Genomic DNA, 13,750 nt, shown 5'->3' on the forward strand with positions numbered 1-13,750 from the left:
CAAGGATTGCGCAGCCTGCCCAAGGCAGTTTGAGGCATCCATGACGACTTCGCCGCACGCAGCTTTTTGAGAGATCGGGCCGCGCGCCGGTGGACAATCGGATGACCGCGCGTTAGAAGGAAAAGGTATTTTTTCCTGTTTTGAGGAGAGCGAATTGCTCTCGCATGACCGAGTTTGGGCCGCCATCGACGCTCTCGCCGAGCGCTATTCGTTATCGGCCTCCGGCCTGGCCCGGCGAGCTGGTCTGGACTCCACCGCCTTCAACAAGTCGAAGCGGCTGTCCTCGGATGGGCGGCCGCGCTGGCCCTCGACCGAATCGCTGGCCAAGATCATCGAGGCGACAGGCGCTTCGCTCGACGAATTCACCGGGCTGGTCGAAGGCCGCGCCAAGACAGCTTCGGGCCCGTTAGCCTCGCAGCGTTCGGCGGTGCCGCTGCTCGGCTTCGCCCAGGCCGGCGCCGGCGGCTTCTTCGATGATGCCGGCTATCCCTCCGGCCAGGGCTGGGACCTTGTCGAGCTTCCGGCGCGGGCGACCGAAACCTCCTATGCGTTGAAGGTGCAGGGTGATTCCATGCTGCCGCTGTACCGCAATGGCGATGTGCTGATCGTCGAGCCGGGCGCCGCTACCCGCAAGGGCGACCGCGTCGTCGTCAAGACCAATGCCGGCGAAGTCATGGCCAAGGTGCTGGAGCGCCAGACGACGAAATCGATCGTGCTGATCTCGCTCAACCCCGACCACCCGGACCGCGACATCGCGATGCGCGATGTCGAATGGGTGGCGCGGATCGTCTGGGCAAGCCAGTAGGTCTCGCGGTGCGTCTGCTTCAAATCCTCATAGCCCTCCTGGCGATCCCGGTGATGGTCGCCATTGTCGTCGCCGGCGGTCGCGCGCTGCATCGCGACGGCCCCGCCATCACCGTCGACCAGATCGACCCGGACACCGAGGCCGTGCCCGAGGAGCCGGCGACGTCGGCGATCCCCGAGGTCCGGCCCGTCAAGCCTCCGATGCACTCGCCTCAGGTGCATTCGAGGGCGATCGATCCCGAGGCCATCGCTCCGCCGCCGCTGCCGGTAGAAGAACTTGAACGGGTTGAGCCACGCGCGCCGCTGAGCGACCTGGCGCTGGCCGGGCCGCCCAAGCCGCGTGGGCGCAGAGCGGTCGACGACTGGGGAGGAACAAAACTGTTCCAGCCGGTCGCGGCCGCCGCCGGCCTGATCGAAGCCAATGGTTATTCCGTGACGGTCTCCGGCATCGACATCGTCAGGCAAGACGAGACCTGCACCGAGGGCGGCAAGTCCTGGGCTTGCGGTATCAGGGCGCGCACCGCGTTCCGGTCTTTCCTGCGCGGCCGGGCCGTTGCCTGCAAGGTGCCGCCGGAGGCCGACCGTGCGCTGATCGCCGCCGAATGCCGCATCGGCAAGCTGGATGTCGGCCAGTGGCTGGTCGAAAACGGCTGGGCGCGCGCCACGGCAGGCGGCCCCTATGTCGAAGCGGGCGACAAGGCGCGCGCCGCCAAGAAGGGCGTCTTCGGCGCCGCGCCCGATCTTGGCGGCCTGCCACCGGCGCCAACGCCTGTTGCGGCACCGACGGCGTCGCAACCGATCCTCGATGCCCCGGCGATAGACACGCCGCCGGACGGGACGGAAATTACGCCGCCAGCTGACCAGCCAGCGCCCGCTCAATGAGCGCGCGGGTTTCGGCGATGCCGTAGAGGGCTGCGAACGAACCGAAGCGCGGTCCGCGTTCCTGGCCGATCAGCACCTGGTAGATCATCTGGAAGAAAGCGCCCGAGACACCAGGGCCGCCGTCCGGGCTCTTCTTCGAATGGTCCTGATAGCGTTCGATCTTGCGCGCCACGTTGAGCGAAGCGTTCTGGATCGCTTCGCCGTCGGCGCCGGCCGGCAGGCCAGCAAGCGCGTTGCCAAGCGCTTCCAGCGCCACGCGTTCGACATCGTCGGCCGGCCGGAAGGTCTTCGTCGGCTTCACGAAATCGTCGAAGTAGCGGATGGCGAAACCGACCAGCTGGTCGAGTTCGGGATGCGTCGCCGGCGTCACGCCAGATGCATGGCGCGAGATGAAGCCCCACAGCACATCCTTGTTTTGCGCGTTGGAGGCGCTGACCAGGTTGAGCAGCAGCGAGAACGGCACCGGCATGTCGATGGAAGGCGGCTTGCCGTCATGCATGTGCCAGACCGGATTGCCCAGCCGCTCCTTCCAGTCCTGGCGCGGATAGGCGTTGAGGAAGGTGTAGTACTCGTCGACGGCGCGTGGGATGACGTCGAAATAGAGCTTTTTCGCCTGCCTTGGCCGCTGATACATATAGAGGCCGAGGCTTTCGGTCGGCGCGTAGCGCAGCCATTCGTCGATGGTCAGCCCGTTGCCCTTCGACTTCGAGATCTTCTGGCCGTTCTCGTCCAGGAACAGTTCGTAGACGAAATGCTCGGGCGCGCGCCCGCCGAGAATGTTGCAGATGCGGTCGTAGATCACCGCGTTCGTCTGGTGGTCCTTGCCGAACATTTCGAAATCGACGCCGAGCGCTGCCCAGCGCATGCCGAAATCCGGCTTCCACTGCAGCTTGACCTTCCCGCCGGTCACCGAAAGCGTGGTCTCGGTGCCCTCATCGTCGAAGGTGATGTTGCCGGCCTTGGCGTCGACATGCTTCATCGGCACGTAGAGCACGCGCCCGCTCTTCGGCGAGATCGGCAGGAACGGGCTGTAGGTTGCCTGCCGCTCCGGCCCCAGCGTCGGCAGCATCACCGCCATGATCTGCTCATAGCGCTCGGCGGCGCGCACCAGCATCGCATCGAAGCGGCCGGCCTTGTAGTACTGCGTGGCGCTGGCGAATTCGTAGTCGAAGCCGAACGTGTCGAGGAAGCGGCACAGCATCGCGTTGTTGTGGTCGCCAAAGCTCGGATAGTCGCCGCCGAACGGATTGGGCACCGCCGACAGCGGCATATGCAGATAGGGCTCGAGCGCTGCGCGATCCGGCACATTGTCGGGGATTTTGCGCATGCCGTCCATATCGTCGGAGAAGCAGAGCAGCTTGGTCTTGACCTTGTTCCCGGTCAGCACGTGAAAGGCATGGCGCACCATCGAGGTGCGCGCGACCTCGCCGAACGTGCCGATATGCGGCAGGCCCGACGGGCCGTAGCCGGTCTCGAACAGGACGATCTCCGGGAAGTCGCCGCCCTTGTAGCGCTCGATGATCTTTTTGGCTTCCTCGAACGGCCAGGCCTTGCTTTCGGCGGCTGCCGCAAGCATTTCGGGGTTGAGATCGGCGATGTTTGATCCCGTCATGTCAAAGTTCCAGTCATGGCCGGCTTTCGCGGCTGGTAAGATTTTTCAACCGGGTCTCTAGGCGCGACAGGGCGGAGCGTCAACGATATCAGGCGTTTTCGTTGCGACGGCGCCGTAGCGTCCCTACCTTCGACCCTCACTATCAAGGAGTCTTGAATGCCGTTGCCGTCCACCCATGAAGCCCTGATCTACCTGATGGTCATCACCTCGGCTTCCGATCGCGACATGACCGATATCGAACTGGCGCGCATCGGCGACGTCGTCCGCAGCTGGCCGGTGTTCGAGGATTTCAAGCAGGACAGGCTGATCGCCATTGCGCAGGACTGCCAGAAGATGCTGCATGAAAAGGATGGGTTGGAAGGCGTGCTCGAGCGTGTCGCCGAGACTTTGCCCGAACGGCTGCACGACACCGCCTATGCCGCGGCCTTCGAGGTTGCCGCCGTCGATCTAGAAATGCGCATGGAGGAATTGCGGGTGCTGCAGTTGATCCGGCGTGAGCTCGATCTCGACACGCTGACCGCCGCAGCCATCGCGCGCGGGGCGAAGGCCCGCCTGCGCACGCTGACCTGATCCAGCCCCTAGAGGAAGCTGACCGGGACCGGATCAGAAGAAACTGACCGGGAAATAGCGCAAGTAGAATTCGGCGAAGGTGCCTTTCACCGATATCTCCTGCAGCGCGTAGTCCATGGCTGCGGCCAGCGCTGGGTCGCTGGCCCGGGTGGCAATGGTCATGCCGGAGCCCAGATATTCCGGCGCCAGGTAGGGTCCACCGGCGAAGCGGCAGCAACCGGCGGCGTCCGTGCCGCCCAGCCAGAAGGAAAAGCGCATGCCGTCGCCGAAGGCGGCATCGATCTTGGCGCTCTTCAAGTCGCTGTAGAGGTCTTCCGGCCGTTGAAAGCGGATGATCTGCACGGTGCCGAAATAATCGCGCAGCATCTTTTCATGCGCCGAGCCGGCCAGCACGCCGACCCGCTTCGAGCGCAATTTGTCGAGGATCGGCTCCGCGAAGGCCTTGGTCTTCGGCATGATGAAGCGCGCCGGAAACTGTAGATAGGAGCGCGAAAAGCTGTACTTCGCCCGCGTCTCCGGCGTAGCGGCGATGCCGGCGATGATCGCCTCGCCTTCGCCCTTCTGCAACGCGTCGTCGAGTTCGGCCCAGGGCAGCGCCTGGATCTGGCATTTGTCGGCGATGTCGAGTTCGGCGCAAATCGCCCGCGCCAGGTCGATGTGGAAGCCGGACAATCGGCCCGTGCCGTCGAGAAAGTTGAAGGGCGGGAAATCGGTTGTGGTGAGGAACCTGAGCCTCGGCAGCGCCGCAAGGTCCGGTTTCGGCAGCCGCTCCTTGGCATCCCAAAGCACCGGCACCTGCGGTTCCGCTGCCCGCGCAGCGCCGGCAAACGGCTGCACTCCCATCAGCATCGACAGCAAGGCGATGGCTATCCAGCGAGGTGTCACGAAAAAACTCCGCCCGTCTTGACCGTTGGCTTGTGATACGAAAACGGCGCAGGCACAATTGTTTTTGATTTCAACGGGCAAATTTCGGGTTATGCTTTGGCGAGGTTGCAAATAGCCGCACAGAGTCGGCCCGGGGTTGGCGGTCGCTGGCGTTAGAGAAGCTAAGGATGTGGCTTTGCAATCCGGGGTTGATGGCGAAGTGCGGGTCAGACACGTAGCATCGGTCTCAAGAGCGGTAGGCAACATGGGGTAGATGTTGCGATGAGTCAGTTCGATCGCACACTGGAGTACATGGACCAGCTGCAGCATGCCGACACGGCGGCCGCGGTCTGTGAAACATTGCTTGGCGTTACCTCGAATTTCGGCTTGACGGCGCTGATGGCCGGAACCGTACCGCAGCCCGGCACACCGCGTGGCCAGCAAAAGGACCACGTGCTTTTGTGCGACTGGCCGGTGGAATGGCTGGAGCGTTATGTGGCGCGCAACTATGTCGACCATGATCCCGTCGTCAGCCATATGAAGGACTTGCAGGCACCGTTCGAATGGCGCGAGGCCTCTCGCGGCATTCGCGTCGACAGGGACAGCGGCGAGGTGATGGGCGACGCCAGGGAGTTCAAGCTGCGCGACGGCCTGGCCTTCCCGCTGGTGACCCTCGAAGGCCAGATCGTCATGGTCTCTCTGGGTGGCGAGGCCGTCGAATTGTCGGGCGCCGAGTTCGGACTGGTGTCCTTGGTCTCGACCTACGCGGTCGGCCGCGCCATGCAGTTGCACACGATGGCAGCCAACACCATCGATCACATCGAATTGACTCCGCGTGAGCGCGAATGCTTGAAATGGGCAGCCGTCGGCAAATCCGAATGGGAGATTTCGCAGATACTCGGAATCTCGGAGCACACCTCCGAAAAACATCTCCTTAACGCTAAAAGCAAACTGGGCGCCGTCAATCGGGTGCAAGCCGTCGCGGAAGCGATTAGGCGTGGTTATATTAGCTAGGTCGGCCGTGCCGGCCTAGTATTCTTGCCTGCGTTTTCACGCAATTTTATCTGGACAGTCCGGCCGTATCTTCCTCTTGAGCCCAGGAGACGGCCAAATGCTTTTTGCCCTTACAACACAGGAATTGATGGAACGCCCCGACCTTTGGGAGGCAGTCCATCGTCTGCGCTACAAGATCTTCGTCGAAGAGATGGGCTGGACAGATCTGAAGCGCCCGGACGGCCTCGAGATCGACCAGTTCGATCATGACGAGGCGGTTCACCAGCTGGTCATCCGCGGCGGCGAACTAGCCGGCTACCAGCGCATGTTGCCGACGACGCGGCCGCATCTGCTGACCGAGGTGCTGGTCGATCTCTATGAAGGCACGCCGCCTTCCGGACCGAGGGTCTGGGAGTTGACCCGCTACGCGGTGGCGCCCGGCTATCGCGACGGCAGGCGCGGCGTGTCGACGGTCGGCACCGAGCTGATAGCCGGCTTCGTCGAGTGGGGCCTGAAGCGCGACGTCAACCAGGTCATCATCGAGTTCGAGCCAATGTGGGTGCTGCGGGCGTTGCAGCTGCATTTCCTGGCCACGCCGCTCGGTTATCAGCGCACCTATGGCAACCAGCAGGTCGTCGCCACCTTGCTGACCTTCAACGAGCACACACTGGATGTCGTGCGTTCGCGCCGCAACCATCACGCCCCCGTGCTGGCCAGGGGCACGCCCGACATGCTCGGCATGCGGCAGGCGTCGTAAGATCGGAGACGAACAATGAGCTTTGACCCCCAACCCGAATTGCGTGGCCACACGCTGGTCGTCACCGTGTCGTCGCATGACGGCCGGCCGGTTCTGGACAGGCGCGCTTATGCAAGCTTGGCCAAAACCTTCCATGAAGCCGCTGTCGACGACAATGTCCGTGTCGTGGTGCTGCGCGGCCTCGCCGGCTGCTTTTGTCTCGGAGGCGATTTCTCCGAGTTCCTCGATTCCACCAAGCACCAGCAGCTAATCGCCGCCGTCACCGACATGTTCCGCACGCTGGCGACGTTCCCCAAACCGGTGCTGGCCTGTGTCGATGGCGATGCCGTCGGCGTCGGCTGCACCATCCTGTTCCACTGCGACATGGTGATCGCCTCGAGCAACAGCACCTTCCGGGTGCCCTTTGTCGATTTCGGCCTGGCGCCGGATGCGGCAACCTCGATCCTGGCGCCGCAGAAACTCGGCTATGCCGGCGCCTTCCGCTTCTTTTGCTTGGGCGATACGCTCGGTGCTGAAGACGCCAGGGCGCTCGGTCTCGTCGCCGAGATCGTGGCCGATGGCAGTGCCGAGGAGGCAGCGCTCGGCAGGGCAAGGCAACTGGCCAAGAAGCCGGTTGCGGCTCTCCTGCAGACGCGCGGTCTGCTCAAGGGCGATACAGCAGTGCTCTGCGACCGGATCGATCACGAGATCACGCTGTTCCAGCAGGCGCTTCAGGACGACACCACGCTGAAGCGGCTGCAGCGGATCGCCCGCCTGGCGGCATAAAACAAGCCAACAGGGCCCACCCCGATATCGGGGTGGGCTTCTGTACTTCCAGTCTCTACTTCTCGAGAAACGACGGCCCTTCGCCGACGATCTTCTTATCTTCCTTGCCGATGGCGTCGAGATCGCGCCCATCATAGGGCAGCGACAACAGGATGCGCCGCATGACGGCCAGCCGCGAGCGTCGCTTGTCATTGGCCCGCACGATGATCCAGGGCGCGAACTGTTTGTGCGTGCGCTCGACCATCTGGTCGCGCGCCTTGGTGTAGTCGTCCCATTTGGTGATGCCGGCAATATCGATCGGCGAGAACTTCCAGTTCTTCAGCGGCGACCAGCGGCGGTCGTGAAACCGTTCGAGCTGGGTCTCGCGGCCGATGTTGAGCCAGAATTTGAAGAAATAGATGCCCTCATTGGAGATCATCCGCTCGAAATGCGGCGTCTCGTCGAGGAATTTTGCATGCTGTTCCGGTGTGCAGAAGCCCATCACCGGCTCGACGCCGCCGCGGTTGTACCAGGAACGGTCGAAGGTGACGAATTCGCCCGATGTCGGGAAATGGGCGACGTAGCGCTGGTAGTACCATTGCCCGACTTCGGTCGGGGTCGGCTTGGTCAGCGCCACGTTGCGCGCGGTTCGAGGATTGAGATACTGGCGCAGCACCGAGATGGTGCCGCCCTTGCCGGCGGCATCGCGCCCCTCGAACAGCGACATCAGTCTGCTGCCGGTCGCCTGCAGCCAAGCCTGCGCCTTGACCAGTTCGATCTGCAGCCGCTCCAGCGTCTCGTCATACTCCTCGGTCTTCATTTTCTTGTCGTATGGGTAGTCGCCTGCCGTCAGTTTGTGGTCCTCGATCCAGCCGGGAAGCTCAGGGTTTTCGATGTCGAACTCCCGCTCCTTGCCGTCCACCTTGATCTTCAGCGGCCCCTTTGCCGGCTCTGCGGCGGGACTTTCCTTGGCTTTTTTCATCGAGACGAACCTTTCCAGCTTGCGGACTCATGCTATGGGGGGCCTCAAACCCGGTCCAGCGGAAGTTTCGGCGGGACCGGCGCAGAAGCACGGAAAGCACGAATGGCTGACACCGGCGCAGAGCGGACAACCACGGGGCAGGCCGTCGCCGGCCGGCTGTGGAACAGCCGATGGCTGCTTGCCGCCGGTGCGATCGCCATCATGGCCGTTTATGGGTTTGCCGGTATCTCCGCCTATGTCGTCCTGGCTGCGTTGACGGTGCTGCTGGCCGCCGCGCTTCTGCCAACCGGTGGCGCCAGCCGGTCCGCTGAGACCATTACCACGGTCGAGGCGAGCGGGCTGCAGCGGCTTTCCGGCGAATATCTTGCGGCTGCCGTTGCCGATCCGCTGATCATCTTCGACCGCACCGCCACCATCGTCCACGCCAATGCCGCCGCCTATGCCGCCTTTGGCGGCATCGCGCCCGGCCTGTCGCTGTCGCTGAAATTCCGCGCCCCGGAAATGCAGGCCTTGCTGGACGGCGTGCTGTCGGGAGCCGTCGCCTCCGATGCCGTCGACTACACCGAGAAGCTGCCGGTGGAACGCGCCTACCGGGTCAGCGCGTCCTCGGTCGGCTACGCCACCGATCTCTATGTGCTGGTATTCAAGGACCAGAGTGAGACGCGCCGCATCGACCGCATGCGCGCTGACTTCATAGCCAATGCCAGCCACGAGTTGCGCACCCCGCTTGCTTCGATCTCGGGCTTCATCGAGACGTTGCGCGGCCCGGCCCGCAACGATCCGGCGGCGCGCGAGCAGTTCCTGCAGATCATGCAGAACCAGACCGGCCGCATGGCGCGCCTCATCGACGATCTCCTGTCGCTGTCGAGGCTTGAAATGAAGCCTTACCTGAGGCCGGGAACCGAGGTCGATCTGCGCCAGACCATCGACAGCGTCATCGATTCACTAGGCCCGCTCGCCAGCGAGAACGGCGTCGTCATCGAACGCGACTACGCCGAGGGGCCGCTCGACGTGCCCGGAGACCGCGACGAGCTGTTCCAGGTGTTCGAGAATCTCTTGGAAAACGCCTGCAAATACGGCCAGCCTGGCGGACGCGTCACGGTGTCGATCGCGCGGGGCGAGGCCGGCCCGGAACCGGGCATCGATGTAACCATCAGGGACTACGGCCCGGGCATCCCGGAAGAGCACATACCGCGCATTACCGAGCGCTTCTATCGCGTCGACGTGGAGAGCAGCCGCACGCAGAAAGGCACCGGTCTTGGCCTGTCCATCGTCAAGCATATTCTGACGCGCCACAACGCCCGGCTTTCGATCAAGTCGGAGGTTGGCAAGGGCGCGGCGTTCACGGTCCATTTGCCGGCAGGCTGAGGCGGTACTATCTGCTAACTGCCTGTTTCTTCTTTCTGTCATCCGGCTAGCGTATCAGCACAGGGGTCGAGGAAACGACTCAAAAGGCCAAAGATTTAAGGAAGGCATTTCGCCCATGCAGTCCGTACACATTGTCAGCGCCTATGACGAAGAGCTGAAATACCTGGCGAAGCGCATCGCTGCGATGGGCGGCCATGCCGAGCGCATGGTCGAGCAGGCGATCCAGGCGCTGGTCAATGCCGATCCCGGCCTCGCCCAGAAGGTCATCCGCGACGACATCGTGCTTGACGAGGGCCAGCGCGAAATCGACGACAAAGCCATCGTCATCATCGCCAAGCGCCAGCCCATGGCGACCGATCTGCGCGAGATCGTCGGCGCCATCCGCATTTCGGCCGACCTCGAACGGGTCGGTGACCTCGCCAAGAACGTCGCCAAGCGTGTGGTCAGCGTCATTGACGGCCGCCAGCCGACCAGCCTGTTTCGCGGCCTCGAGGCGCTGGCCGAACTCGCTTTGACCCAGCTCAAGGAAGTGCTCGACGTCTATGCCTCGCGCTCGGTCGAGAAAATAGGCTTCGTTCGCGACCGCGACGACCAGATCGACGCCATGTACACCTCGCTGTTTCGCGAGCTTTTGACCTACATGATGGAAGATCCGCGAAACATCACGCCGTGCACGCATCTGCTGTTTTGCGCCAAGAACATCGAGCGCATCGGCGACCACGCCACCAACATTGCCGAGACGATCTACTACATCGTCACCGGCGAGCAGTTGCCGGCCGAGCGTCCAAAGGGCGACAAGACCGACAAGATTGCCCTTCCGGCGCTGCCGGTGAAGTGATCGCGCACCCCTCGAACGCTTAATCATATTGCGCTAAACTACCCGGATGTTAGCGTCTCGGTTCCTGGCCAAGGCCAGGCGCTCAGGAGGCTGCGATGGAATATGTCCGAGAGTTCAAGCCGGCGCCGGCATCGTCCGGCATCATCGCGTCGAGCGTCTACACCGCCGGCAAGCGCATCGCCGACATTCCGATCGAGGAAGCCGGTGAATGGGCCAAGAAGTCGGGCCATGTCGTCTGGATCGGGCTGCTCGAACCCGACCGCGAGCTTCTGCTGCGCGTCAAGGCGCAATTCCATTTGCATGAGCTGGCGATTGAAGACGCCGAACATCCGCACCAGCGGCCGAAGATCGAGCAATATGGCGATGCGCTGTTCATCGTTGCCCGCACTGCACAGCTGATCGACGGACGCGTCACCTTCGGCGAGACGCATCTGTTCGTCGGCTCAGGCTATATCGTCAGCGTCAGGCATGGTCCCTCGACCTCATACGCCGCCGTGCGCCAGCACTGGGAAAGCTGTCCGCACTCTCACTGGCCAAGGGCGAGGATTTCGTCCTCTACGCCATCCTCGACTTCATCGTCGACAACTACATGCCGGTGCTAGAGCAGATCGAGGACGAGGTCGAGGCGATCGAGGACAGGGTGCTGCTGAAGCCGATGACCGGTCCCGACATCGAGCGGCTCTATATGCTGCGCCGCGATCTGTTGCGCCTGCGCAATGCGGCGCTGCCGCTGGTCGAGGTCTGCCGCCGGCTAACCAGCGCCGAACTGCCGCAGATCCATACCGCAATGCATCCGCTGTTTCGCGATGTCACCGACCATATCCGCACCGTGCAGGAAAAGATCGACAGCCTGCGCGAGGTTCTGGCGTTCGCTTTCGAAGCCAGCCTGCTGGTCGGCCAGAGCCAGGAAACCGCGAACACCAAGAAGCTGGCCTCATGGGCGGCGATCCTGGCGGTGCCGACGGCGCTCGCCGGCATTTACGGCATGAATTTCGACGACATGCCGGAACTGAAGATGCAATACGGCTATCCCGTCGTATTGGTCTCGATCGCGCTGATCTGCTCGTTTTTGTATTGGCGATTTCGGAAGAGTGGGTGGCTGTGATGGTAGGCAGTAGGCAGTAGTAGGCAGTAGGCAGTAGGCAGTAGGCAGTAGGCAGTAGGCAGTAGGCAGTAGGCAGAATAAGGTAGCGCCTGACGAGCGCTACCCCATTCCCTACTGCCCAGTCCCCAATCCCTATTCCTAACTACCGGCTCCTGCGCCGCTCTGAAGCCGGCTGGAACGCCACCCTTGCGTGGTACTTGCAGTAAGGTCCGGTTTCAGCCGCCTCGTTGCCGCAGAAGTTGAAGTCTTCCGACAGCGGATCGCCATTCGGCCATTTGCAGGTGCGCTCGGTGAGATCGGTGAGCTGCAGATGCCGCGAGATCGGCACGACGACGTTTTCGACCGGGCGGATGTAGTGGCGCGCCACTGGCTCGGCGTCGAACTGCGCCTGCAGCGCGTTCGCCCCGATCGAAGTCGTGACATGGCGCTGCGCGGTTGCGGCGCGCGGCACCGATTTCTGGATCGAAGATCCCTGCGTTGTCTTCTTCTGACGCGCCGGCGTCGCGGTCGAGCGTCCGCGGCCCGACAGCTTCAGCCGGTGCACCTTGCCGATGACCGCGTTGCGGCTGACCCCGCCGAGTTGGGCGGCGATCTGGCTTGCGCTCAAGCCCTCCGACCACAGTTTCCTGAGAAGTTCGACCCGCTCGTCAGTCCAGTTCATGAGACCGCGCTCCTGCTAAGTGTGCGGCAGCCGGAATCCGTTCCCGACCCGGCAATCTTTGCCGGGGCAGACACCACATATATTAGGTGATTAGGTCCGCCGCACGAAATCTAGTTATTTCCCGACTACAATTACCTCATGTGTTGACTCGGTGACAAGAGTCCCAGGTGCAACACGAATCGGTTTTTTAGGTTTTCCCCAACTTGCCCGGTCGCTTATGAGCCAGCGTCTCGTCGGGAGCTTGCCGCGCGCCTCTGCACGACGTTTTCGTTGACTTCATGGCCGAAAAACACGATAAGCCGCAAAGGCCGCCGCTTTGGCGGCTTTTTTGATTTTTCCGGTACCGGAGACGCATATAATGAGCGGTTCGGCGCTTTACGAGACCTTTGCCCGCGCCCCTTTGGCCTTCGACCATGGCGAAGGCACCTGGCTGGTTACCGACAAGGGCGAGCGATATCTCGATTTCGCTGGCGGCATCGCGGTCAATTCGTTGGGCCACAGCCATCCGCATCTGGTCTCGGCGCTGACCGAACAGGCGGCCAAGCTCTGGCACGTCTCCAATCTCTACGAGATCCCGGGGCAGGCCCGGCTCGGCGAGCGGCTGGCTGACGCCACCTTCGCCGACAAGGTGTTCTTCACCAATTCCGGCGCCGAGGCGCTCGAATGCGCGATCAAGACGGCGCGGCGCTACCAGTTCGTCAAGGGCCATCCCGAGCGCTTCCGGGTCATCACCTTCGAAGGCGCCTTCCACGGCCGCACGCTGGCGACCATCGCCGCCGGCGGCCAGTACAAATATCTCGAAGGTTTTGGGCCCAAGGTCGAAGGCTTCGACCAGGTCGGCTTCGACGACATCGACGCCGCCGAAAAGGCGATCACACCAGAGACCGCCGCGATCCTGATCGAACCGGTGCAAGGCGAGGGTGGCATCCGCCCGGTGCCGACGCAATCCTTGAAACGGCTGCGGCAGCTCTGCGACCAGCACGGCCTGCTGCTGATCTTCGATGAGGTCCAGTGCGGTATCGGTCGCACCGGAAAGCTGTTCGCGCATGAATGGACCGGCGTGACGCCCGACATCATGGCGATTGCCAAGGGCATTGGCGGCGGCTTCCCGATGGGCGCGTGCCTCGCCACCGACGACGCTGTCGTCGGCATGACGGCAGGCGTGCATGGCACCACTTTCGGCGGCAATCCGCTGGCCATGGCGGTCGGCAACGCTGTGCTCGACGTCGTGCTGGAAGACGGCTTCCTCGAAGACGTCCAGCGCAAGGCATTGCTGATGAAGCAGGGCCTGGCGGCGGTCGCCGACGAATTTCCTGATGTCATCGAAGGCATCAGGGGCAGCGGCCTGATGCTTGGCCTGAAATGCGCCATGCCCAACACCAAGGTCAACATGGCGCTGCGCGACCAGCATCTGCTGGCGGTGCCGGCCGGCGACAACGTCATTCGTCTGCTGCCGCCGCTGACCGTCACCGACGCCGAGATCGGCGAAGCGCTCGATTGCATCCGCGCCGGCGCCAAGGGCCTGACCGACGCCATCGCCGCGGCCGCCGCGAAGTAATCCCGAGAACCA

13 protein-coding genes and 1 pseudogene are annotated in these 13,750 nt (G+C 63.1%); 10 read left to right on the forward strand and 4 right to left on the reverse strand.

Annotation, left to right across the window (positions count from 1 at the left end; all coding sequences use genetic code 11):
• The first annotated feature begins 154 nt into the window (after nt 1-154).
• Complete coding sequence (locus AC3EML_RS07905; RefSeq protein WP_023692544.1) at nt 155-805, forward strand: S24 family peptidase; 651 nt, start codon at nt 155-157, stop codon at nt 803-805.
• Between the two features lie 8 nt (nt 806-813).
• Nucleotides 814-1,686, forward strand: coding sequence for a thermonuclease family protein (locus AC3EML_RS07910; protein ID WP_352521664.1), 873 nt, complete (start codon nt 814-816; stop codon nt 1,684-1,686).
• On the opposite strand, the gene AC3EML_RS07915 is transcribed toward AC3EML_RS07910, so the two are convergent.
• Nucleotides 1,649-3,298 (reverse strand): lysine--tRNA ligase, encoded by a 1,650-nt coding sequence (locus AC3EML_RS07915; protein ID WP_023732412.1) that lies wholly within the window; start codon nt 3,296-3,298, stop codon nt 1,649-1,651. The two genes, AC3EML_RS07910 and AC3EML_RS07915, sit on opposite strands and share 38 nt — an antisense overlap.
• Nucleotides 3,299-3,454: 156 nt before the next feature.
• On the opposite strand from AC3EML_RS07915, the gene AC3EML_RS07920 reads away from it, so the two are divergent.
• On the forward strand, nt 3,455-3,868 hold the full coding sequence (locus tag AC3EML_RS07920; RefSeq protein ID WP_023688697.1) for a tellurite resistance TerB family protein: 414 nt from the start codon (nt 3,455-3,457) through the stop codon (nt 3,866-3,868).
• Nucleotides 3,869-3,901: 33 nt separating this feature from the next.
• Here AC3EML_RS07920 and AC3EML_RS07925 read toward each other — a convergent pair whose 3' ends face one another.
• Nucleotides 3,902-4,711, reverse strand: coding sequence for an ABC transporter substrate-binding protein (locus tag AC3EML_RS07925; RefSeq protein ID WP_488505393.1), 810 nt, complete (start codon nt 4,709-4,711; stop codon nt 3,902-3,904).
• A gap of 303 nt (nt 4,712-5,014) precedes the next feature.
• Here AC3EML_RS07925 and AC3EML_RS07930 point away from each other — a divergent pair, with 303 nt between their 5' ends.
• The 3 genes from AC3EML_RS07930 to AC3EML_RS07940 all read left to right on the forward strand — a co-directional run bounded on the left by AC3EML_RS07930 (nt 5,015) and on the right by AC3EML_RS07940 (nt 7,247).
• Nucleotides 5,015-5,746, forward strand: coding sequence for a helix-turn-helix transcriptional regulator (locus AC3EML_RS07930; RefSeq protein ID WP_352521665.1), 732 nt, complete (start codon nt 5,015-5,017; stop codon nt 5,744-5,746).
• Nucleotides 5,747-5,843: 97 nt separating this feature from the next.
• Nucleotides 5,844-6,482 carry an acyl-homoserine-lactone synthase gene (locus AC3EML_RS07935; RefSeq protein ID WP_352521666.1) on the forward strand — a complete coding sequence of 213 codons (639 nt, stop codon included), beginning with the start codon at nt 5,844-5,846 and terminating at the stop codon, nt 6,480-6,482.
• Nucleotides 6,483-6,497: 15 nt separating this feature from the next.
• Nucleotides 6,498-7,247 carry an enoyl-CoA hydratase-related protein gene (locus AC3EML_RS07940; RefSeq protein WP_352521667.1) on the forward strand — a complete coding sequence of 250 codons (750 nt, stop codon included), beginning with the start codon at nt 6,498-6,500 and terminating at the stop codon, nt 7,245-7,247.
• Between the two features lie 55 nt (nt 7,248-7,302).
• On the opposite strand, the gene ppk2 is transcribed toward AC3EML_RS07940, so the two are convergent.
• Nucleotides 7,303-8,208, reverse strand: a complete 906-nt coding sequence (gene ppk2 / locus AC3EML_RS07945; RefSeq protein WP_023681953.1) for a polyphosphate kinase 2 — start codon at nt 8,206-8,208, stop codon at nt 7,303-7,305.
• A 102-nt stretch (nt 8,209-8,310) separates the two neighbouring features.
• Between ppk2 and AC3EML_RS07950 the strand changes: the two genes are divergently transcribed.
• The 3 genes and pseudogenes from AC3EML_RS07950 to AC3EML_RS07960 all read left to right on the forward strand — a co-directional run bounded on the left by AC3EML_RS07950 (nt 8,311) and on the right by AC3EML_RS07960 (nt 11,519).
• On the forward strand, nt 8,311-9,576 hold the full coding sequence (locus tag AC3EML_RS07950; RefSeq protein ID WP_352521668.1) for an ATP-binding protein: 1,266 nt from the start codon (nt 8,311-8,313) through the stop codon (nt 9,574-9,576).
• Between the two features lie 115 nt (nt 9,577-9,691).
• A complete protein-coding gene (gene phoU, locus AC3EML_RS07955; protein ID WP_023669625.1) occupies nt 9,692-10,414 on the forward strand; it encodes a phosphate signaling complex protein PhoU in 723 nt (240 codons plus the stop codon).
• Between the two features lie 95 nt (nt 10,415-10,509).
• Nucleotides 10,510-11,519 (forward strand): annotated as a pseudogene (locus tag AC3EML_RS07960) (magnesium and cobalt transport protein CorA).
• Nucleotides 11,520-11,661: 142 nt separating this feature from the next.
• On the opposite strand, the gene AC3EML_RS07965 reads toward AC3EML_RS07960, so the two are convergent.
• Complete coding sequence (locus AC3EML_RS07965) at nt 11,662-12,180, reverse strand: GcrA family cell cycle regulator (protein WP_023692533.1); 519 nt, start codon at nt 12,178-12,180, stop codon at nt 11,662-11,664.
• 358 nt (nt 12,181-12,538) lie between these two features.
• Here AC3EML_RS07965 and AC3EML_RS07970 point away from each other — a divergent pair, with 358 nt between their 5' ends.
• Nucleotides 12,539-13,738, forward strand: coding sequence for an aspartate aminotransferase family protein (locus tag AC3EML_RS07970; protein ID WP_352521669.1), 1,200 nt, complete (start codon nt 12,539-12,541; stop codon nt 13,736-13,738).
• Nucleotides 13,739-13,750: the final 12 nt, after the last annotated feature.

It is taken from the genome of Mesorhizobium sp. P170090, assembly GCF_057786115.1.

Excerpts from the sequence above, each read along its gene's own strand:
- AC3EML_RS07915 (WP_023732412.1), bottom strand. The coding sequence starts at position 3,298 with ATGACGGGATCAAACATCGCCGATCTCAACCCCGAAATGCTTGCGGCA.
- AC3EML_RS07920 (WP_023688697.1), top strand. The coding sequence starts at position 3,455 with ATGCCGTTGCCGTCCACCCATGAAGCCCTGATCTACCTGATGGTCATC.
- AC3EML_RS07925 (WP_488505393.1), bottom strand. The coding sequence starts at position 4,711 with ATGGGAGTGCAGCCGTTTGCCGGCGCTGCGCGGGCAGCGGAACCGCAG.
- AC3EML_RS07930 (WP_352521665.1), top strand. The coding sequence starts at position 5,015 with ATGAGTCAGTTCGATCGCACACTGGAGTACATGGACCAGCTGCAGCAT.
- AC3EML_RS07935 (WP_352521666.1), top strand. The coding sequence starts at position 5,844 with ATGCTTTTTGCCCTTACAACACAGGAATTGATGGAACGCCCCGACCTT.
- AC3EML_RS07940 (WP_352521667.1), top strand. The coding sequence starts at position 6,498 with ATGAGCTTTGACCCCCAACCCGAATTGCGTGGCCACACGCTGGTCGTC.
- ppk2 (WP_023681953.1), bottom strand. The coding sequence starts at position 8,208 with ATGAAAAAAGCCAAGGAAAGTCCCGCCGCAGAGCCGGCAAAGGGGCCG.
- AC3EML_RS07950 (WP_352521668.1), top strand. The coding sequence starts at position 8,311 with ATGGCTGACACCGGCGCAGAGCGGACAACCACGGGGCAGGCCGTCGCC.
- phoU (WP_023669625.1), top strand. The coding sequence starts at position 9,692 with ATGCAGTCCGTACACATTGTCAGCGCCTATGACGAAGAGCTGAAATAC.
- AC3EML_RS07965 (WP_023692533.1), bottom strand. The coding sequence starts at position 12,180 with ATGAACTGGACTGACGAGCGGGTCGAACTTCTCAGGAAACTGTGGTCG.
- AC3EML_RS07970 (WP_352521669.1), top strand. The coding sequence starts at position 12,539 with ATGAGCGGTTCGGCGCTTTACGAGACCTTTGCCCGCGCCCCTTTGGCC.